The organism is Mycobacterium sp. C31M (assembly GCF_053345865.1).
Map to the genome: position 1 here is coordinate 183948 of NZ_JBKFAX010000013.1, position 20244 is coordinate 204191.

Sequence of the window (20244 nt, forward strand, 5' to 3'; positions counted from 1 at the left end):
GTGTCAGCCGAGCGGGATTCGCAGCACGCTGCCGTGCTCCAGTCCGGACTCCAGCGCCACCCACAGCGCACCGTCGGCGCCGATCGCCAGACCGTGCGGTTCGCTGCCGGCAGGCAGATCGATGGTGTCGTATTCGCCATCGGCGTCGACGCGGGCGATCTGATCCGCACCCCACAGGCTGACCCAGACCCCGCCGGACGGGTCGGCCACCACGGCGTGCGGCTTACCGGGCAGGTCGAGTTCCTGGATGGCCTCATCGACCGGGATACGGCCCAGTTTGTCGGCCCGGATGGCGGTGAACCAGATGGCATCGTCATGGGTCGCGGCGATGCCGACCGGACCGGCGGCCGGGGTCGGCAGCTGTCGCACCCGCAGCGCGCCGGAGGGTTCGAGCCGCCCGACGGCGTTGGCCTCGTTCATGGTGAACCACAGCGCGCCATCGGGTCCGGCGGTGATCATCGAGGGCATACCGCCGGGTGCCGCGACCTCGGTGACGGTGCCGTCGGCATCGACGCGCCCGATCGTCCCGGTGCCCATCGCGGTGAACCACAGCGCCCGGTCCGGCCCCACCGTTATGCCGAAAGGTGCGGTACCGGAGGGTAATTCGATATCGCTCTGTGCGCCGTCGGTGCTGATCCGACCGATCCGGTCGTCACCGGAGCGGGTGAACCACAGCGCGCCGTCGCTGCCTGCGCAGATGATCGAGGGCTTGGCCTGCGGTGTCACCGGATAGCTGGATACCTCACCGCGGTCGGTGAGGCGGGCGATCTCACCGCTGTGCACACACGTCACCCACATCGCCCGGTCCGGTCCGGCGGCCAGCGCATAGGGGCCGCCGGGGACCGCGACCTCCAGGATCCTGCTCACGCCAGCGTGACCAGGCCGAGTTCGTTGTCACCGGCCAGCAGACGGTGATGCGGCAGCACCCGCACCGTGTAACCCACCGGACCGGCCACCGGCAGCGGTGTCGTGGTGGAGAACTGACTACCACCGGTATGTGCCATCTGGACGGTCACCGGGTCACGCAGGTTGTCGCTGCCGTCGACCCGGCCCAGAACCGCTTGCACCACAACCTCATCGGGCGCGAGTCCGGCCAGGTGCACGGTGGCCGTCAGGGTGAGCTCACTGCCCAGCAGCGGGCTGTCGGGTAACCCGTAGCTGTCGACGTCGGTGATCTGGATCCGGGGCCACTCCTGCTGCACACGTTTGCGGTAGGCAGCCAGCTGGCGCGCGGCACCGAACGGTACGTCATCGTGGTCGGGTTCCAGGGTGGCGCGCAGCGACTGCGCCGCCGGCGCGTAGTACTTCTCGGTGTAGTCGCGCACCATCCGCGAGGCCAGCACCTTGGGGCCGAGCGCTTGCAGCGTGTGGCGCACCATCTCGACCCACCGGACCGGAACACCTCGATCGTCACGGTCGTAGAACCGTGGTGTCACAGCCGATTCCAGCAGGTCGTAGAGCGCACCCGCCTCGATATCGTCGCGGCGCGTCTCATCGGCCAGCCCGTCGGCGGTCGGGATCTCCCACCCGTTCTCGCCGTCGTACCACTCGTCCCACCAGCCGTCACGGATGGACAGGTTCAGCCCGCCGTTGAGCGCGCTCTTCATCCCCGATGTTCCGCAGGCCTCCAGCGGACGCAGCGGATTGTTCAGCCACACATCGCATCCCCAGTACAGCAGCCGCGCCATCGACATGTCGTAGTCGGGCAGGAAGGCGATCCGCTGCCGCACCTCGGGCCGGTCGGCGAACCGGACGATCTGCTGGATCAGGGCCTTGCCGCCGTCGTCGGCGGGGTGCGCTTTACCCGCGACGATCAGCTGCACCGGACGGTCGGGGTCCAGCAGCAACCGCTCCAACCGTTCGGGGTCGCGCAGCATCAGCGTCAACCGCTTGTAGGTGGGCACCCGGCGCGCGAAGCCGACCGTGAGCACCTCCGGATCGAATGCCGAAGCGATCCAACCGAGTTCGGCCTCCGAGGCGCCGCGTTCCAACCACGACCGGCGCAGTCGGGCGCGGACGTCCTCGATCAACCGGGCCCGCAGCTGGGAACGGATCCACCACAGGTGCCCGGCGTCGACCTGCTGCAACCGCTGCCACGTCTCGGCCTCGGACAGCGAACCCAGGTCCTCACCGATCAGTTCATGGGCCAGCTCGATCCACTGTGGCGCAGCCCAGGTCGGTGCGTGCACACCGTTGGTGATCGACCCGATCGGCACCTCGGCCGGGTCGAATCCCGCCCACAGCCCGTTGAACATCTGCCGGCTCACCTCACCGTGCAACAGCGAGACGCCGTTGGCGCGCTGGGCCAGCCGCAGCCCCATATGCGCCATGTTGAATTTCGACGGGTCCTCCTCGGCACCGAACGCGATCACCCGGTCCAGCGGCACGCCGGGCAGCAGCCGCGAGTTCAGATCCGTCCCGCCGAAGTAGCGTCGCACCATGTCCACCGGGAACCGGTCGATACCGGCAGGCACCGGGGTGTGCGTGGTGAACACCGTCGAGGACCGCACCACCGTCAGCGCGGTGTCGAAATCCAGGCCCGCCTCGATCAGCTCACGGATGCGCTCCACCCCGAGGAATCCGGCGTGCCCCTCGTTCATGTGGAACACCTCGGGCGCGGGTAGACCCTCGACCTCGGTGTACGCCCGGATCGCCCGGACCCCGCCGATGCCGGCGAGCAGTTCCTGTTTGATCCGGTGCTCCTGATCGCCGCCGTAGAGCCTGTCGGTGACACCGCGCAGATCATGGGAGTTCTCACCGATATCGGAGTCGAGCAGCAACAGCGGCACCCGGCCGACCTGGGCCACCAGCACCTGTGCGTAGAGGCGGGCACCGTCGGGCATCCCCAGATCGATCAGCACCGGCTGGCCGGCGTCGGTCAGCAGGCGCAACGGCAGACCCTGCGGATCCAGCGACGGGTAGTTGTCGTGCTGCCAGCCGTCGGCGGTCAGTGACTGCCGGAAATAGCCCGACCGGTAGTACAGCCCGACGGCGATCAGCGGCAGACCCAGGTCCGAGGCCGATTTCAGGTGGTCCCCGGCCAGGATGCCCAGGCCGCCCGAGTAGTTGGGCAGCACCTCGGCCACACCGAATTCCATCGAGAAATAGGCGATGCCGTTGGGGAACTCCCGGCCGGCCTCCAGCTGGTGCTGGTACCACATCGGCCGGCTCAGATAGTTGTCCAGGTCCTCGGCGCAGGCGTCGACCTGACGGGCGAAGCCGGCGTCGGCGGCGAGTTCGTCGAGGCGTTGCGGCTTGACCTCACCCAGCAAGGCGATCGGGTCGGCGCCGACCTGCTGCCATAGCTGCGGGTCGATGGCGGCGAACAGCTCCTGGGTGGGCGTGTGCCAGGACCATCGCAGGTTGACCGACAGCCGCTCCAGCGCTGAAAGCCGCTCCGGAAGGTGGGCTCGGACGGTGAATCGTCTCAGGGCTTTCACACGGCTTCACCTTACTGACTGTCGCAGCGGTGGCGAGGGCGGTCGGTGCGGTGAACATGTTGAACGGATCACCCAGAGTGGTGCCATCGCGCACGTCGATGTGTTCCTGACACTAGGTTGGGTACTCAGAGATCGGTAATGGGCGCGTCGAGTCATGTAGCGGAACCAGACGGAGCGCGGTCACCGAAATGGGCGGCCGCACCGAGTGAGGAGTTGGTGGGTGGCCGGTCGAATCGAGGTCGACGACGTCGCGCCCGTGTTGTCCAACGGTCGGTTCCCCGCGAAAGCGGTGGTCGGCGAGGTGATGCCGATCAAGGCCACCGTCTGGCGGGAGGGCCACGATGCCGTGGCCGCCACGCTGGTTGTGCGCTATCACGGCACCGCCTATCCGCGGTTGGTCGACGACCCGCCGGGTATCGCGGCCGAACCGCCCAAGCCGGTGGCACCGCCGCGGATCAAACCTCTGCAGCTTCCGATGAGTCCCGGCCGCACCCCCGATGTGCTGCACGGACAGTTCACCCCCGACCGCGTCGGGCTGTGGACCTACCGGGTCGACGGCTGGGGCGACCCGATCACCACCTGGCGCAAGGGTGTCGTCGCCAAACTCGACGCCGGTCAGGGCGAATCCGAGTTGTCCAACGACCTGCTGGTCGGCGCGCAGCTGCTCGAGCGTGCGGCCGCCGGCATGCCGCGGCTGGACCGCCAGCCGCTACTCGATGCGGCGGCCGCGCTGCGCCAGCCCGGTGACCCGTTCGTCCGAGCGGGTGCCGCGCTGTCGCCCCCCATCGCCGACCTGCTGCAGCGCTACCCGCTGCGCGAACTGCTCACCCGCGGCCAGCAGTACGGCGTGTGGGTGGATCGACCGCTGGCGCGTTTCGGCTCCTGGTACGAGTTCTTCCCGCGTTCGACCGGCGGCTGGGACAGCGCGGGCAACCCGGTACACGGCACGTTCGCCACCGCCGCCAAGGACCTGCCGCGCATCGCCCGGATGGGTTTCGACGTCGTCTACCTCCCGCCGATCCACCCGATCGGGCACGTGCACCGAAAGGGCCGCAACAACACCGTGACCGCGTTGGACGGTGATGTCGGGTCGCCGTGGGCGATCGGCAGTGCCGAGGGTGGCCATGACGCCATCCATCCGGAGCTGGGTACCGTCGATGATTTTGACGATTTCGTCTCCGCAGCAACGGATCAGGGTCTGGCCGTCGCGCTGGACCTGGCCCTGCAGTGCGCACCGGACCATCCGTGGGCGCAGGATCATCCCGAGTGGTTCACGGTGCTTCCCGACGGGACGATCGCCTATGCGGAGAACCCGCCGAAGAAGTATCAGGACATCTATCCGCTGAACTTCGACAACGACCCGGCCGGTCTGTACGCCGAGGTGCTGCGGGTGGTGCGGTTCTGGGTGTCGCACGGTGTCAAGATCTTCCGGGTCGACAACCCGCACACCAAGCCGCCGAACTTCTGGGCCTGGCTGATCGGCAGGATCAAGAACGACGACCCCGACGTGCTGTTCCTGGCCGAGGCGTTCACCCGGCCGGCCCGGCTCTACGGTCTGGCGAAACTCGGCTACACCCAGTCGTATTCGTACTTCACCTGGCGTACCGCCAAGTGGGAGCTGGTCGAATACGGGGAGCAGATCGCCGAGTTCGCCGATTGCGCCCGGCCCAACCTGTTCGTCAACACCCCGGACATCCTGCACGAGAGCCTGCAGCACGGCGGGCCCGGCATGTTCGCCATCCGTGCCGCGCTGGCCGCGACATTCAGTTCGGTGTGGGGTGTCTACTCCGGCTACGAATTGTACGAACATCAGGCGGTGCGCGAGGGCAGCGAGGAGTACCTGGACTCCGAGAAGTACGAGCTGCGACCCCGCGATTTTGATGCGGCGCTGGCGTCCGGCAATTCGCTGGAACCGTTTCTCGCCCGGCTCAACGAGATTCGTCGGCTGCATCCGGCGCTGGAGCAGCTGCGGACCATCAAGTTCCACCATGTCGACAACGACGCACTGCTGGCCTACAGCAAATTCGACCCGATCACCGGGGACTGTGTGCTGGTCGTGGTGACGCTCAACCCATTCGGACCCGAAGACGGCACCGTGTGGTTGGACATGGGCGCGTTGGGTATGGAGAACTACGACCGCTTCTGGGTCCGCGATGAGATCACCGGTGAGGAGTACCACTGGGGCCAGAGCAATTACGTCCGCCTGGAACCCAGTCGTGCGGTCGCACATGTGCTCAACATGCCGCTGATCCCGCAGGACGCCCGACTCAACCTGTTGCGTAGGGAGTGAACGACATTGACCCGAACCAATCCCATCACCAGTGACCATCTGCGCCCCGCGGCCGCGGATCTTGGACGGCTGCTCGCGGGCGAGCACCACGACCCGCACTCCATTCTGGGTGCGCACGAATACGGCGATCACACCGTGATCCGGGCGCTGCGCCCGCACGCCGAATCGGTGACCGCCCTGATCGGCGGAGAGCGGCATCCCTTCGAGCATGTCGATTCCGGACTTTTCGCGGCCGCCGTGCCGATCACCGGGTTGATCGATTACCGGCTCGAGGTGCAGTACCCGCATGCCCCCGCAGTCACCGTCGCCGATCCGTACCGGTTCCTGCCGACCCTCGGTGAGGTCGATCTGCACCTGTTCGCCGAGGGCCGTCATGAACGGTTGTGGGAGGTGCTCGGCGCCCATCCACGGACCTACGGCACACCCGACGGCCCGGTCGACGGGGTGTCCTTCGCCGTGTGGGCCCCGAATGCCAAGGGCGTCACCCTGATCGGCGAGTTCAACCACTGGGGCGGTAACGAGGCACCGCTGCGCAGCCTGGGCTCCTCCGGGGTCTGGGAGGTGTTCTGGCCGGGGTTCCCGGTGGACGGTCTGTACAAGTTCCGGGTGCACGGCGCCGACGGGTCGGTGGTCGACCGTGCCGACCCGATGGCGTTCGCCGCCGAGGTCCCGCCGCAGACCGCATCGCGGGTGACGGTCAGCGAGTACACCTGGGGTGACGGTGACTGGATGTCCCGGCGCGCACTGCAGAACCCGGTGTTCGAACCGATGAGCACGCTGGAGGTGCACCTGCCGTCCTGGCGGCCGGGGCTGAGCTACCGCGAACTGGCCACCGAACTCGTTGACTATGTCGTCGAGCAGGGGTTCACCCATGTCGAGATGCTGCCCGTCGCAGCGCATCCGTTCGGCGGCTCCTGGGGTTATCAGGTCACGTCGTACTACGCGCCGATGCCGCGGCTGGGTACCCCCGATGACCTGAAGTACCTGATCGACTCCCTGCACCGGGCCGGGATCGGGGTGATCGTGGACTGGGTGCCCGCACACTTCCCCAAGGACGCTTGGGCGCTGGGCCGGTTCGACGGCACCCCGCTCTACGAGCATTCCGACCCGCGCCGCGGCGAGCAACTCGACTGGGGCACTTACGTCTTCGACTTCGGTCGCGCCGAGGTGCGCAACTTCCTGGTGGCCAACGCCCTGTACTGGCTGCAGGAGTTCCACGTCGACGGCCTGCGGGTGGACGCCGTGGCATCAATGCTCTACCTGGACTACTCACGTCCCGCCGACGGTTGGACCCCGAACATCTACGGCGGACGGGAGAACCTGGAGGCGGTGCAGTTCCTGCAGGAGATGAACGCCACCGTGCACAAGATCTCCCCCGGCATCGTCACCATCGCCGAGGAATCGACGTCGTGGCCCGGGGTGACCCGCCCGACAAACCTTGGCGGCCTTGGTTTCTCGATGAAGTGGAACATGGGGTGGATGAACGACACCCTGGAGTTCATCAAGCGCGACCCGATCCACCGCAGCTATCACCACCACGAGATCACCTTCTCGATGCTGTACGCGTTCAGCGAGAACTACGTGCTGCCGATCAGCCACGACGAGGTGGTGCACGGCAAGGGCACGCTGTGGGGCCGCATGCCGGGCAACGACCACATCAAGGCCGCCGGACTCCGCGGGCTGCTGGCCTACCAGTGGGCGCACCCGGGTAAGCAGCTGCTGTTCATGGGCCAGGAGTTCGGCCAGCGCGCCGAATGGTCCGAGGAACGTGGCGTCGACTGGTACCAGTTGAACGAGAACAGCTTCTCCACCGGCATCTCGCGGCTGGTCACCGATATCAACGGGCTCTACCGCGACCGGCGCGCGCTGTGGTCACGGGACACCGTGCCCGAGGGTTACTCGTGGATCGACGCCAACGATTCAGCCAACAACGTGCTGAGCTTCCTGCGGTTCGGTGACGACGGTTCGATGCTGGCCTGTGTGTTCAACTTCTCCGGCACCGAGCACGCCCAGTACCGGCTGGGGCTGCCCCAGGCCGGCACCTGGCGCGAGGTGCTCAACACCGATGCCACCAGCTACAACGGCTCGGGGATCGGCAACTTCGGTGCGGTCGAGGCGACTGCCGAGCCCTGGCACGGCCGTCCCGCGTCGGCAGTGATGGCGCTGCCGCCGATGGCCGCGCTGTGGTTCGAGCCCGACCTGTAACCGCCCAAACGAACAAACGGGCACCAGAAGTCGAGAGGAATCCGCCAAAACGTCACTCTCGGCGGAGAAGGATCAATACAGCGCGTTGGCCAGCTTGCGCCGGGCCGCGATGACCTCCGGGTCGGCGGCGTCGAACAGGTCGAACAGTTCGATCAACCGGGTGCGCACGGCGGTCCGGTCATCCCCGGCGGTGCGCTTGATCAACGCGATGAGGCGGTCGAACGCCGCCGTGACGTCCTGCTGCAGGATCTCGACATCGGCGGCGGCGAACGCGGCCTCCGTATCGGCGGGCGCAGCATCGGCCAGCGCCGGGGATTCCGGTGCCCGGGTGGTCGCCCGCTGCAGGAAGGTGATCTGGCGGACGGCGCCGGCGGCCTCGGCATCATTGGGCTTGGTGGCCAGGATGTCCTGGTACGCGGTCAGTGCGGCCTCGAACTCGCCGGCGTCGAGGTGGGCGCGGGCCTGCTCCAGCGCCGGGTCGACCTCTTCGGCCTGCTCGGGCACCCCGCTGAGCTTGCCTGCGGTGGCGCTGAGCAGCGAGTCGATCCACTGCCGTAGCTGCTCGGCCGGCTGCGGGCCCTGGAAGCTGGAGATGGGCTGGCCACCGGCCAGCGCGACCACCGTCGGGACGGCCTGGACACCGAACATCTGCGCCACCCGCGCGGTGGTGTCGACATTGACGGTCGCCAGCGACCACGTGCCGCCGTCGGACTCGGCGAGAGCGGCGAGGGTATCGGCCAACTGCACACTCGCGTCACTGCGCGGGGTCCACAGCAGCACCACCACCGGGATCTCGCTGGAGCGGACCAGCACCTCGGCCTCGAGGTTGGCCTCGGTGACCTCGACCGCACCGGCGGGCGCGGTCGGGGCGCCTTCCCGGGGCGGCGGCGGGGCCTTCAGCGCCGACAGATCGAATGCACCGGCCAGAGCCGGACCAACGGGGCGTGGTCGTGTCACGTCCCCAAGTTTGTCACGCCGGGTTCTGGGCCGTCACTGTGCTACCGGCGGTGACGCCTGCCGAGCCGTTGCCGTCGATGCGTCCGAGCTTGTCGGCCCAGATGACGAAGATCACACTTCCCAGCGGCACGATGCTGGCCAGCAACGCCAGCGCCCAGGTGATGACGTTCCACTTGCGGGCGATCCCGACCACCAGTGCGGCCACCACGAACGCCATGAAGATGCCGCCGTGGATGGGTCCGAAGATCTTCACACCGACCTCGGTCGGGGATCCGGCCAGGTACTTGAAGTACATGCCGACCAGCAGTCCCGCCCAACTGAGGGCCTCGGCGACCGCGATGATCCGGAACCAGCCCGCAGCGCTGCGAACGTCATACTTGTTTGCCATGGGCGCCATTGTGCCCGAGCGCAGGCCCAGCTACTACATTGCGTCGTTGATCAAACTGAGGGCATTCTCAGCGGTCAGGGCCGCCGCAGCACCAGCGCGTCACCCTGGCCGCCGGCACCGCACAGCGCGGCGACGGCGTAGCCCGAGCCCTTGCGCGCCAGCTCCAGTGCGGCGTGCAGGGTGATCCGGGCACCCGAGGTGCCGATCGGGTGGCCGATCGCGATGGCGCCACCGTTGACGTTCACCTTGGCCGGGTCGACACCGAGCTCCTTGGTCGAGGCCAGCGACACCGCCGCGAACGCCTCGTTGATCTCGATGACGTCGAGCTGCTCGACGGTGATGCCCTCCCGGGCGATCGCCTTCTTGATGGCGTTGGCGGGCTGGCTCTGCAGGGTGGAATCCGGCCCGGCGACCACCCCGTGGGCACCGATCTCCACCAGCCACTCCAACCCGAGTTCTTCGGCCTTGGCCTTGCTCATCACCACGACCGCAGCCGCGCCATCGGAGATCTGCGATGCCGAGCCGGCGGTGATGGTGCCGTCCTTGCGGAACGCCGGCCGCAGTCCACCCAGCGATTCGGCGGTGGTGTTGGCGCGGATGCCCTCGTCCTCGGCGAACTCGATCGGGTCACCCTTGCGCTGCGGAATCTGCACCGGCACAACCTCATCGGCGAACACCCCGTCCTTCCAGGCGGCGGCGGCCTTCTGGTGCGACGCGGCGGCGAGCTCGTCCTGCTCCAGCCGTGTGAACTTGTCCTCTTCGTTGCGCTGCTCGGTCAACGCACCCATCGGCTGGTTGGTGAAGACGTCGTGCAGACCGTCGTACGCCAGGTGGTCCAACGCGGTCACGTTGCCGTACTTGTAGCCCTCGCGGCTCTTGGGCAGCAGGTGCGGGGCCTGGCTCATGGACTCCTGGCCACCGGCCACCACGACCTCGAATTCACCGGCGCGAATCAGCTGGTCAGCGAGTGCGATGGCGTCGATGCCGGACAGACACATCTTGTTGATGGACAGTGACGGGACGTCCCACGGGATGCCTCCGCCGACGGCTGCCTGGCGGGCCGGCATCTGGCCGGCCCCGGCGGTCAGGACCTGGCCCATGATCACGTAGTCGACGAGTGAGGCCGGGACCTTGGCCTTCTCCAGTGCGCCCTTGATCGCGATGGCGCCCAGGTCACTGCCCGAGAAGTCCTTGAGCGAACCCATCAGCTTGCCGACCGGAGTGCGGGCACCCGCGACGATCACCGAGGTTGTCATAGTCATCCTCCAAGAATTCTGTAACGGAACAATGTGGCCCATCCCACAGGCTCAATAGACGCCGAATCAGGTTACCTTTAAGTCATGACCACTGATCACGCCGATGCCCGTCCGGCGCTCGCCAGCGCCCTGGTGACCGCGATCGATCATGTCGGAATTGCGGTGCCGGATCTTGATGCCGCCGCCAAGTGGTACCACGACCACCTCGGCATGATCGTGCTGCACGAGGAGATCAACGAGGAGCAGGGCGTCCGCGAGGCCATGCTGTCGGTGCGCGGCGCCCCAAAGGGAAGCGCCCAGGTCCAGCTGCTGGCCCCGCTCAACGAGCAGTCCACGATCGCCAAGTTCATCGACCGTAGCGGCCCCGGTCTGCAGCAGCTCGCCTACCGCACCAGTGACATCGACGCGCTATCCGAGCGGCTGCGCGCCGAAGGTATCCGGCTGCTCTACGACGCCCCGCGCCGCGGCACCGCCGATTCACGCATCAACTTCATCCACCCAAAGGATGCCGGCGGCGTGCTGATCGAGCTGGTCGAGCCCAACGCCGACGCCGAGGCGCACTAGCTCCATTTGCGAGTCGGGCCCCGGTTGGCCCGGTTCGTCCAGCACGACGTATGCCAGTGCCTGCGGTCGTCGACATCGCCGATATCCACCGGAATCACCACCACATGTGCGGTTGCCGGCCTGATCTCGTGATCGCAGCCGGGGCACCGGTAGGTCTTGTCTGCCCGCGCCGCGGATACCGGCCGGACCTCGTAGTCAAATCCGTCAGGACCGGCCTCGACACGTCGCGACGACAACGCCCCGAGCGGACGGTCCGGCTCGCGCCGGGACCGATTGCGCCGTGCCATCAGAACAGCCGGAACTCGTCGCTGTCGAGACCGCGCATCTTGTCGTAATCGAGTATCACACAACGGATTCCGCGATCCTCGGCCAGCGTCCGCGCCTGCGGTTTGATCTGCTGGGCGGCGAAGACACCGCTCACCGGGGCCAACACTGTGTCCCGGTTGAGCAGGTCGAGGTAGCGGGTCAACTGCTCCACACCGTCGATCTCGCCGCGTCGTTTGATCTCCACCGCCACCGAACGCCCGGTCTCGTCCCGGCACATCAGGTCCACCGGGCCGATCGCGGTCATGTACTCGCGGCGCACCAGGGTGAACCCGGCGCCCAACAGCTCGACATGCTCGGCCAGCAGCGCCTGCAGATGCGCCTCGACACCGTCCTTGACCAGACCGGGGTCCACCCCCAGCTCGTGGCTGGTGTCGTGTTCGACATCCTCGATGGTGATGCGCAACTGCTCGCCCGCCTTGTTCTCCACCACCCAGACGGCAGGTCCGCCGTCTGCGGGCTGCTCGGTCAGCCAGCAGGGCGGGCTCATCCAGTTCAGTGGCTTGTAGGCACGGTCGTCGGCGTGGATGCTGACCGACCCGTCCGCCTTGACCAACAGCAGCCGACGGGCCGACGGAAGATGGGCGGTGAGGCGGCCGACGTAATCGACGGTGCATTGGGCGATGACGAGGCGCACCGAACCACCATAGATGCCCGACCCGAGTCACTAGGCTGACGCCACGATGACGGCCAAGAAGAACCGCGCCAAACAGCTCGGCCTCGTGCTGGAGAAGGTGACCGACCAGAGCGCTCGGGTCCCCAACACCCCGGAGTACGGCTCGTGGATCCTGGGCCGCGTCTCGGAGACCCAGCGCCGCCGCCGGGTCCGCATCCAGACGATCCTGACCACATTCGCCCTCGGCGCCAATCTGATCGGTGTGGGCGTGGCGATCCTGGTCGTCACGATCACATTCCCGGTGCCGAGTGTGTTCGACAGCGACGTCCTGTGGATCACCTTCGCGGTGGCACCCGCCTATATCGTGGCGGCCTTCGTGGTCGGGGTGATCTGGGCGACCAACCGGGTCATCAACAACGTCCGATGGGCCCTCGAGGAACGCGAACCGACACCGAAGGATCAGCGCAACACCTTCTTCGCGCCGTGGCGGCTGACCCGCGTACTACTCGCGCTGTGGGGCGGCGGGACCGTGGTGCTGACTCTGCTCTACGGACTACAGGACACCAACTACATCCCGAAGGTGCTGCTGGGCATCAGCTTTCCCGGCATCGTCGTATCGGCAAGCTGCTACCTGTTCACCGAATTCGCCCTGCGGCCGGTGGCCGCCCAGGCCCTCGAGGTCGGTCCCCCACCGCGCCGCTTCGCCCCCGGGGTCATGGGCCGGACGCTGACGGTGTGGGCGTTGGGCTCCGGTGTCCCGGTGCTGGGCATCCTGCTCGCCGCCATCATCACGCTGTCGATCCAGATCGTCTCGCCGACCCAGTTCGCCGTCGCGGTGATGATCCTGGCGCTGTTCGCACTCGTCTTCGGCTTCATCCTGATGTGGATCCTGGCCTGGCTGACCGCCACCCCGGTGCGGGTGGTGACCTCGGCACTGAACCGGGTCGAACAGGGCGATCTGGACACCAATCTGGTGGTGTTCGACGGCACCGAACTCGGGCAGCTGCAGCGTGGCTTCAACTCGATGGTGCACGGACTGCGCGAACGGGAACGGGTCCGCGACCTGTTCGGCCGCCACGTCGGCCGCGAGGTCGCGGCGCTGGCAGAGAAGGAGCGTCCCCAGCTCGGCGGAGAAGAACGCCATGCCGCGGTCATTTTCGTCGATGTCATCGGTTCCACGGCCCTGGTCACCAGCCGGCCCGCGGCCGAGGTCGTGACCCTGCTCAACCGGTTCTTCGCCGTCATCGTCGACGAGGTCGACCGTCACCACGGCCTGGTGAACAAGTTCGAGGGTGATGCGGCCCTGGCGGTGTTCGGAGCACCGGTATCCCTGCCCAACGTCGAGGACGAGGCGTTGGGGGCCGCGCGCGCCATCGCCATCCGATTACGCGACGAGGTGCCCGAACTGGACGCCGGTATCGGTGTCGCCGCCGGCGTCGTCGTCGCCGGAAACGTCGGGGCCAAGGAACGTTTCGAGTACACCGTCATCGGCGAACCGGTGAACGAGGCGGCGCGGTTGTGCGAGCACGCCAAGTCGGTGCCCGGCCATCTGGTGGCATCCGCCGACACCCTGGCCGCCGCGTCGGAATCCGAGAGCGCCCATTGGTCGTTGGGCGAGGAGGTCAGCCTGCGCGGTCTCGACCAGCCCACCCGGCTGGCCATCCCCGGCTAACGCGTGCGCAGCTCCGCGGCGGCCGCTTCGACTGCGTCATCGACGGTGCGGAATCGGATCTGCTCGTAGACCACCCGGGTCTCGGCATCCTCCGGGGTCACGATGCCGTCGGGGTCCACCAGATAGCTCACCTTTCCGATGGCGCGCAGCTCGGCGCCCAACCCCGCGAAGATCCTCCGCGCCGCATCGTCGATATCGTCGATGCGGGTGACGTCCAGGATCGCGACGTCGAGGCCCTGGCAGGCCCGCTCGATGGTCCGGACGACCTGCTCGGCGCCGGGGAACAACAGGTCCCCGTGGGTTTCGAACACCCGGATCCCGGGACGCGGCTCGTAGCTGGCCCGCATGGTCGCCCGCGAGTCACGCGACACCGTCAGGAAGTGCAGGCCCAGTTCCTCGGACAGCCTGCGGCACAACATGACCGAGCGGATGCTGTTGCCTTTCGAGTCCAGCAGCGGCGAGTAGGTGCCGATGCCCAGCTGGCCTGGCAGCACCGCGAGCACACCACCACCCACCCCGCTCTTGGCGGGCAATCCCACCTCGGTCACCCAGTCCCCCGCACCGTCGTACATACCGCAGGTCACCATGACCGACAAGGTGCGGCGGACCACCGCGGCATCGGTGACCCGGCGACCGGTCAGCGGGTTGATCCCACTGCGCGCCAATGTCGCGGCCATCCGGGCCAGGTCGGTGGCCGTCACCTTCAGCGAGCACTGCCGGTAATAGACGTCGAGGACGTCGTCCGGATCACCTTCGAGCACGCCGAAACTGGCCAGCATGTAGGCGATCGCGCGGTTGCGATTCCCGGTGGCCTTCTCCGAGGCGTAGACATCGTGGTCGAGCTCGAGGCGACGGCCGGCGAAGGCCGAGTAGTAGTCCCGGATGAGCTCGAAGCGCTGCTGCGCCGAGGAAGCCGGGACCAGTGACACCGCGGCGATCGCGCCGGCATTGATCATCGGGTTCTTCGGCCGCTTGGTGCTCGGGTCGACGCTGATCTCGTTGAAGGCTTCACCGGAGGGTTCCACACCGATCTTGGCGTCGACGGCGGCCGGACCGGAGCGGTCGAGCGCCAACGCGTAGGTGAACGGTTTCGAGATCGACTGGATGGTGAATTCCAGTGCGGCATCGCCAGATTCATAGACATAACCGTCGGCCGAGGACAACGAGAACCCGAATCCGCCCGGATCCACCTGTGCCAGCTCGGGGATGTAGTCGGCCAGCTCGCCGTCGTCGACGGCGCGGTACTCGTGACGGACGCGGTCGAGGTAATTCTGCACCAGCTGAGACACAACGCCGATCTTAGGTGGACTCGGCTACGGCTGGGGATACGGTGCGAACCGATTGTCGAAAGCCGCCTTGCGGGCCGCGATCTGAGCCGCACGCTCGGCGGTGGTGACGAATCGGGTCCCCGGCGGCAGCTCGGTGGCCAGATCCTCCAGTCGCACCAGCCGGGCGTTCACCGTCGGCAGGCTCGCCGCGTCGGGATCGAGATCCTGGAAGCGGATGGAGATGGTGCCCTGGTTCAGACCGCCGGTGGATACCCAGTTCGCGATGCCGGGATCGGTCGGCGACACCACGATCGTGTAGACCCTCTGGGCGGCGTCGTCGGACTCGGCCTGCGCGTTGTTCAGGCTCGTCTGTTCGTTCCAGTAGTCATCGGTGACGGTCCAGTCGTCGGTGACCGGGACGACGAAGTAGCCCGCGGTCGCCCGGTCGATCGTGATGACCAACGCCTCGTCATCGGCCAGCTGGAAGTAGCCCGCACTCTGCAACTGGGTTGCCAGGAATTCGGCATTGCGGGTCGGATTCTTGAGGACGTTCGGGGCGATGCGCTCACCGGTTGTCGGATCGGTGGTGGCCACCTTCATATAGGTCTCCTCGCGCTGCACACCGAGCGCCATGATGACGGCGGCGACGGTGCCGCGAAGGATCGTCGGCACGTACGGCAGCGGCGGGATCAGCGACACCAGCTTGGTCAGCAGCGGATTGCGCACCACCGTCGGGCCGATGCCGGGGATGGCGAATCCGCCCAGCTGGCTGAACAGACTGTTCGGCGGGCCGCCGACGCGGGTGATCTCCAGGCCCATCGGCTCCTGAGTTGCCCAGTCCGACAAGGTGTTCCGGGTGGCGATCAGGGTGGTGTCAGCGGTCAGCTGCAGGTGGTTGTCACGCCCGTTGGCCGGGGTCGCATCGGCGGTGATCGTGAAGCTACCGTCGGCGCCGATCACCAGCTTGTCCTTGGTCAGGACGGCGGCGGTGTTGCCGGTCAGCCCGGTCAACACACTGAAACTGGTATCGGCGGGCAGATTGTCCAGGTCGGCGAACTTGCCGGTGATCACATAGGACGACGCACCGTTGACCCCCATGAAGCGGTAGATGGTGTCCGGGTTGTCGTAAAGGATGCGTGAGGCCCCGACCGACTGCCCGTACCAAGTGTGCGGCGGTGCCACCTGCATGACGACGGTCGGCCGCGCCGAGTTGAGCAGCTGCTGCTGGAAGGCCGCGCCCATGGCGTAGGCGTCGACCGCAGCGTTCAGGCGGGCGAGGTTCTCCGAATCGGGCCCACCGACGCGGTCGAACTGCCGCTGCGCGGCGGCCTGGAATCCGGCCCGCAAGAACAGTTTCACCAGTTTGACCGGTAGCGAGTTGGCGATGCGGGCGGCCAGCCGTTCGGCCTGCAGCTGCTGCGGGGTACCGAGCGGGCTGGTCGCCGAGACGGCAGGAGCCGGCACCGCCGTGGTGTCGACTACCGGCTCGGCGGGGGCCGTTGTCGAAGCCACCGACATGAGTTCGGTCTTCGCCGACGTATCGTGGCCGACCTCGCGCCGGGCGGCGCCGAGCGCGGCCGCAGCGGCGGGTTCGGCCGGTGCCGGCGTCGGGGTATCGGGTTCCGACGCCGTATCCGCGCGGTCGGGTTTCTCGGCGGTGCGCACCGTCAGCGTGCGCAGCGGCGCCTTGCGTTCCAGGCGCGGTGTCCGTTTGGTGCGCGGGCGTTCCGGTGTCTGTGTGTCGGACTCCTCAGACGCGGTCGACCGGTCGGCAGGGCCGGGCCTGTCGGTGGTGTCACCCGCCGACGACGTGGATTCCCGCTTCGATTCACTCGCGCTGCTGCCCGAATCACCGGAGTCGGTGCCGTCCGCACCCGCCACCGCAGTGCCCCCGGCGATCGCCGCGCCGACGCCGAGTGCCACCGCCAACGCACCGACCCGCCCTACGAAAACCGCACTACCGGCCATCACCGCACCTCCGAGGCTCGAGATCGGTTATAGCAGCGGCGGACTCTCCGGCGGGTCAGAAATCGGCAGTGCGATTCGAATGCGTAAGAATGAACAAATGCGACGGCTGCTGGTCCTGCTGACGGCATCGGTGGCCGCGATCGTCACCGCCGGGTGCGCGCAGGGGCTGCCGCACATCGAGCAGGTCGAGCCGGCACCAATGCATGCGCCACCGACCGTGCTGCTGCCGCCCTCGACGGTGATGTTCTCCCCGCCGCTGACCAGCGAACCCAACCGCGTCGACGGCCGATGACATTCAGGCCACGGCCGCGCGGTGCCTGACCCGCTTCCAGACGAACCAGCCGACCGCGGCACATGCCCCCGCAAGCACGATGTACTGCAGGGTGGCCGCATACGGGTCGATCCGATGCCAGTTGGCACCGAGCAGATAACCCGCCATCACGAAGACCGTGTTCCAGATCAGGCTGCCCAACGCGGTCAGCAGGGTGAACACCATGAAGTTCATCCGTTCGATGCCGGCCGGAATCGAGATGAAGCTGCGGAACAGCGGCAACATCCGTCCGAAGAACACCGCCTTGTGGCCGTGCTTGGCGAACCAGGCGATGGTCTTGTCGACGTCACCGGCGTCCATCAGCGGCATCCGGGACACGATGGTGCGGATCCGGTCGTGCCCCAGCCAGGCGCCGAGGGCGTACAACATCCAGGCGCCCAGCACCGAGCCCGCGGTGGTCCAGAAGATCGCGCTGAACAGCGACAGTTCGCCGAGGCGCGCGGCGAACCCGGCCATCGGCAGGATCACCTCGCTGGGGATCGGCGGGAACAGATTCTCGACGAAGATCGCCAGGCCGGCACCCGGGCCGCCGAGGGATTCCATCATGTCGACGGACCAGCCCGCCACACCGTCGAGTTCGATGGCCTCATCGGGAGAGGTCATGGTTGCGCTGCTCCTTGATCGCATGGGGAATTCCGAGGGGGTTCGGCCTGCGATCGGCATCGACCACGACATCTCGGACTGCATCCAGTGTGCCGACAGGCCGCTGAGGAGCGACTCAGGAACGATTTGCGGCACGACACATCGATGTCGGTTTCCCGCCAGTGCTGTCAGACCCGGGGTGTAAGGCTGAAGGCATGCACGACGATTTCGACACCTGCTACCGGGCCGTCCAGTCCAAGGACGCCCGGTTCGACGGCTGGTTCGTCACCGCAGTACTGACCACCGGCATCTACTGCAGGCCCAGCTGCCCGGTCCGCCCACCGCTGGCCCGCAACCTGCAGTTCCATCCCACCGCAGCGGCCGCACAGAAAGCCGGGTTCCGCGCCTGCAAAAGGTGTCGACCGGATGCCTCACCCGGGTCACCGGAATGGAATGTGCGCGGCGATGTCGTCGCCCGGGCCATGCGGCTGATCGCCGACGGCACCGTCGATCGCGACGGTGTCGGCGGGCTGGCCGGCCGCCTGGGATACACGAGCCGGCAACTCGAACGGATGCTGCAGGCCGAGGTGGGCGCCAATCCGTTGGCCTTGGCGCGGGCACAGCGCACACAGTCCGCTCGTGTCCTCATCGAGACGACCAACCTCCCCTTCGGCGATGTCGCGTTCGCGGCCGGGTTCAGCAGCATCCGCCAGTTCAACGACACCGTGCGCGCCATCTGTGCACTCACTCCGACCGAGTTGCGCCGGCATGCTCGGGCCCGGGGAACAAGTGCACCCGCCGGCGCGGGGACACTGTCGTTGCGGCTACCGGTACGGGCACCCTTCGCCTACGAGGGCGTCTTCGGCCACCTGGCCGCCAGTGCGGTCCCCGGTGTCGAGGAGGTGCGTGACGGCGCCTACCGCCGCACGTTGCGACTGCCTTCGGGTGCCGGAATCGCCACGCTGACGCCCTTCCCGGACCATGTGCGGTGCACGCTCGTGGTCGATGATTTCCGCGACCTGTCCGCGGCGATCGCGCGCTGTCGTCGCATGCTCGACCTCGATGCCGATCCGGCGGCCGTCGTCGACGCCCTGAGCAGCGATTCGGCACTGAGCGCGGTCGTGGCCAAGGCCCCGGGCCAGCGCATCCCGCGCACACCGGACGAGCAGGAGCTGGCGGTGCGGGTGGTCCTGGGCCAACAGGTATCGATCAAGGCCGCGCGCACTCATGCCGGCAGGCTGGTCCGGGCGCACGGCACACCCGTCACCGATCCCGTCGGCGGCCTCACCCATGTTTTTCCGTCCACCGAGCAACTGGCCGCCATCGACCCGGAGGCGCTGGCCATGCCGGCCACCCGGCGACGCAGCCTGATCACTTTGATCGCCGCCATGGCCGACGGTGCGGTGGTTCTGGACACCGGCGCCGATTGGAACCGAGCCAGGGCTCAGTTGGGCGCACTGCCGGGGATCGGCCCGTGGACGACGGAGTTGATCGCCATGCGCGGGCTCGGCGACCCCGATGCCTTCCCCGTCACCGACCTCGGGGTGCAATTGGCGGCCCAGGCACTGGGATTGCCCGCGAAGCCCAACGATCTGGTCGAGCACAGTGCGCGCTGGCGGCCATGGCGCGCGTACGCGACACAACATCTGTGGACGGCACTGGATCATGCGGTCAACGAGTGGCCGCCGACTCAGACAGAAGAGGAGAGATGATGGCAGGCATGCAATTCCGCGCAATCGACAGTCCGGTGGGCCTGCTGACGCTGGCGGGCCGCGACGGCAGACTGCAACACCTCCGGATGGAGGACCAGACCTATGAGCCGAGCCGTGACGGCTGGGAGGTCGACGATGCGGTGTTCCCAGATGCCGTCGCCCAGCTGCAGGCCTACTTCGCCGGCACCCTCACAGATTTCGACCTCGATCTGGACCTCATCGGGACACCCTTTCAGCGCCGGGTGTGGGAGGCACTGTTGACCATTCCCTACGGCGAAACCCGCACCTATGGCGAGATCGCCGTACAGGTCGGATCGCCGACTGCTTTTCGTGCGGTCGGCCTGGCGAACGGCCACAATCCGATCGGCATCATCGTGCCGTGTCATCGCGTAATCGGTGCGAATGGCAGTCTCACCGGATACGGCGGCGGCCTGAATCGAAAGAAATCGCTTCTCGATTTGGAGAAAAGCCGTTCGGAATTGGCATTGTTCGACTGAATATCGACATAAATAAATGCGCCACCAATTGGCGTAGACACAAAAATGCCTCGGCCCTCCAATTTGCATTGGAGGGCCGAGGACTTAATTTGTGTTCGGCGGTGTCCTACTTTTCCACCCTGTTGGGTAGTATCATTGGCGCTGGTAGGCTTAGCTTCCGGGTTCGGGATGGGA

17 protein-coding genes and 1 rRNA gene are annotated in these 20244 nt (G+C 67.2%); 7 read left to right on the forward strand and 11 right to left on the reverse strand.

Annotated elements, in window-relative coordinates:
* Window positions 1-3 precede the first annotated feature (3 nt).
* The gene (locus ACLBYA_RS20640; RefSeq protein WP_447711297.1) at window positions 4-867 is read right to left on the reverse strand and encodes a Vgb family protein; all 864 of its coding nucleotides are present in this window, start codon (window positions 865-867) and stop codon (window positions 4-6) included.
* Entirely contained in the window at window positions 864-3440 is a 2577-nt protein-coding gene (gene glgP / locus ACLBYA_RS20645; RefSeq protein WP_447711298.1) for an alpha-glucan family phosphorylase, read from the reverse strand. Before glgP ends, ACLBYA_RS20640 begins: the two co-directional genes overlap by 4 nt.
* Before the next feature lie 220 nt (window positions 3441-3660).
* On the opposite strand from glgP, the gene ACLBYA_RS20650 reads away from it, so the two are divergent.
* Together ACLBYA_RS20650 and glgB are read left to right on the forward strand one after the other, a co-directional pair.
* Window positions 3661-5730, forward strand: a complete 2070-nt coding sequence (locus ACLBYA_RS20650; RefSeq protein ID WP_447711299.1) for an alpha-1,4-glucan--maltose-1-phosphate maltosyltransferase — start codon at window positions 3661-3663, stop codon at window positions 5728-5730.
* A 6-nt stretch (window positions 5731-5736) separates the two neighbouring features.
* A complete protein-coding gene (gene glgB / locus ACLBYA_RS20655; protein ID WP_447711300.1) occupies window positions 5737-7935 on the forward strand; it encodes a 1,4-alpha-glucan branching protein GlgB in 2199 nt (732 codons plus the stop codon).
* 72 nt (window positions 7936-8007) lie between these two features.
* Here glgB and ACLBYA_RS20660 read toward each other — a convergent pair whose 3' ends face one another.
* From ACLBYA_RS20660 to ACLBYA_RS20670, 3 genes are all read right to left on the reverse strand, one after another.
* On the reverse strand, window positions 8008-8892 hold the full coding sequence (locus ACLBYA_RS20660; RefSeq protein ID WP_447711301.1) for a co-chaperone YbbN: 885 nt from the start codon (window positions 8890-8892) through the stop codon (window positions 8008-8010).
* Between the two features lie 13 nt (window positions 8893-8905).
* The gene (locus ACLBYA_RS20665; RefSeq protein ID WP_447711302.1) at window positions 8906-9289 is read right to left on the reverse strand and encodes a DUF3817 domain-containing protein; all 384 of its coding nucleotides are present in this window, start codon (window positions 9287-9289) and stop codon (window positions 8906-8908) included.
* Between the two features lie 65 nt (window positions 9290-9354).
* Complete coding sequence (locus tag ACLBYA_RS20670) at window positions 9355-10536, reverse strand: acetyl-CoA C-acetyltransferase (RefSeq protein WP_447711324.1); 1182 nt, start codon at window positions 10534-10536, stop codon at window positions 9355-9357.
* An 84-nt stretch (window positions 10537-10620) separates the two neighbouring features.
* On the opposite strand from ACLBYA_RS20670, the gene mce reads away from it, so the two are divergent.
* Window positions 10621-11100: a methylmalonyl-CoA epimerase gene (gene mce / locus ACLBYA_RS20675; protein WP_447711303.1), complete on the forward strand. Its 480-nt coding sequence runs from the start codon at window positions 10621-10623 to the stop codon at window positions 11098-11100.
* Here the strand turns inward: mce and ACLBYA_RS20680 are convergent.
* Window positions 11097-11387 carry a hypothetical protein gene (locus ACLBYA_RS20680; RefSeq protein ID WP_447711304.1) on the reverse strand — a complete coding sequence of 97 codons (291 nt, stop codon included), beginning with the start codon at window positions 11385-11387 and terminating at the stop codon, window positions 11097-11099. The genes mce and ACLBYA_RS20680 overlap by 4 nt on opposite strands.
* A complete protein-coding gene (gene nucS, locus ACLBYA_RS20685; protein ID WP_447711305.1) occupies window positions 11387-12061 on the reverse strand; it encodes an endonuclease NucS in 675 nt (224 codons plus the stop codon). The genes ACLBYA_RS20680 and nucS overlap by 1 nt, the downstream gene beginning before the upstream one ends.
* Window positions 12062-12107: 46 nt before the next feature.
* Between nucS and ACLBYA_RS20690 the strand changes: the two genes are divergently transcribed.
* Window positions 12108-13712, forward strand: coding sequence for an adenylate/guanylate cyclase domain-containing protein (locus ACLBYA_RS20690; protein WP_447711306.1), 1605 nt, complete (start codon window positions 12108-12110; stop codon window positions 13710-13712).
* On the opposite strand, the gene glsA is transcribed toward ACLBYA_RS20690, so the two are convergent.
* Together glsA and ACLBYA_RS20700 are read right to left on the reverse strand one after the other, a co-directional pair.
* On the reverse strand, window positions 13709-15001 hold the full coding sequence (glsA, locus tag ACLBYA_RS20695) for a glutaminase A (RefSeq protein ID WP_447711307.1): 1293 nt from the start codon (window positions 14999-15001) through the stop codon (window positions 13709-13711). The two genes, ACLBYA_RS20690 and glsA, sit on opposite strands and share 4 nt — an antisense overlap.
* A 24-nt stretch (window positions 15002-15025) precedes the next feature.
* Complete coding sequence (locus ACLBYA_RS20700) at window positions 15026-16948, reverse strand: hypothetical protein (protein ID WP_447711308.1); 1923 nt, start codon at window positions 16946-16948, stop codon at window positions 15026-15028.
* A gap of 97 nt (window positions 16949-17045) precedes the next feature.
* Here ACLBYA_RS20700 and ACLBYA_RS20705 point away from each other — a divergent pair, with 97 nt between their 5' ends.
* Window positions 17046-17240 (forward strand): hypothetical protein, encoded by a 195-nt coding sequence (locus ACLBYA_RS20705; RefSeq protein WP_447711309.1) that lies wholly within the window; start codon window positions 17046-17048, stop codon window positions 17238-17240.
* Between the two features lie 3 nt (window positions 17241-17243).
* Here ACLBYA_RS20705 and ACLBYA_RS20710 read toward each other — a convergent pair whose 3' ends face one another.
* On the reverse strand, window positions 17244-17882 hold the full coding sequence (locus ACLBYA_RS20710; protein ID WP_447711310.1) for a DedA family protein: 639 nt from the start codon (window positions 17880-17882) through the stop codon (window positions 17244-17246).
* A gap of 194 nt (window positions 17883-18076) precedes the next feature.
* Here ACLBYA_RS20710 and ACLBYA_RS20715 point away from each other — a divergent pair, with 194 nt between their 5' ends.
* Entirely contained in the window at window positions 18077-19573 is a 1497-nt protein-coding gene (locus tag ACLBYA_RS20715) for an AlkA N-terminal domain-containing protein (protein WP_447711311.1), read from the forward strand.
* Entirely contained in the window at window positions 19573-20070 is a 498-nt protein-coding gene (locus ACLBYA_RS20720; RefSeq protein ID WP_447711325.1) for a methylated-DNA--[protein]-cysteine S-methyltransferase, read from the forward strand. The genes ACLBYA_RS20715 and ACLBYA_RS20720 overlap by 1 nt, the downstream gene beginning before the upstream one ends.
* A gap of 93 nt (window positions 20071-20163) precedes the next feature.
* Here the strand turns inward: ACLBYA_RS20720 and rrf are convergent.
* A 5S ribosomal RNA gene (rrf, locus tag ACLBYA_RS20725) occupies window positions 20164-20244 on the reverse strand; the annotation flags it as partial.

What these genes read in the sequence shown, in the direction of transcription:
- ACLBYA_RS20665 (WP_447711302.1), bottom strand. Translation starts at nt 9,289, where the DNA reads ATGGCGCCCATGGCAAACAAGTATGACGTTCGCAGCGCTGCGGGCTGG.
- mce (WP_447711303.1), top strand. Translation starts at nt 10,621, where the DNA reads ATGACCACTGATCACGCCGATGCCCGTCCGGCGCTCGCCAGCGCCCTG.
- ACLBYA_RS20705 (WP_447711309.1), top strand. Translation starts at nt 17,046, where the DNA reads ATGCGACGGCTGCTGGTCCTGCTGACGGCATCGGTGGCCGCGATCGTC.
- ACLBYA_RS20710 (WP_447711310.1), bottom strand. Translation starts at nt 17,882, where the DNA reads ATGACCTCTCCCGATGAGGCCATCGAACTCGACGGTGTGGCGGGCTGG.
- ACLBYA_RS20680 (WP_447711304.1), bottom strand. Translation starts at nt 11,387, where the DNA reads ATGGCACGGCGCAATCGGTCCCGGCGCGAGCCGGACCGTCCGCTCGGG.
- ACLBYA_RS20700 (WP_447711308.1), bottom strand. Translation starts at nt 16,948, where the DNA reads ATGGCCGGTAGTGCGGTTTTCGTAGGGCGGGTCGGTGCGTTGGCGGTG.
- ACLBYA_RS20670 (WP_447711324.1), bottom strand. Translation starts at nt 10,536, where the DNA reads ATGACAACCTCGGTGATCGTCGCGGGTGCCCGCACTCCGGTCGGCAAG.
- ACLBYA_RS20720 (WP_447711325.1), top strand. Translation starts at nt 19,573, where the DNA reads ATGGCAGGCATGCAATTCCGCGCAATCGACAGTCCGGTGGGCCTGCTG.
- ACLBYA_RS20715 (WP_447711311.1), top strand. Translation starts at nt 18,077, where the DNA reads ATGCACGACGATTTCGACACCTGCTACCGGGCCGTCCAGTCCAAGGAC.
- ACLBYA_RS20690 (WP_447711306.1), top strand. Translation starts at nt 12,108, where the DNA reads ATGACGGCCAAGAAGAACCGCGCCAAACAGCTCGGCCTCGTGCTGGAG.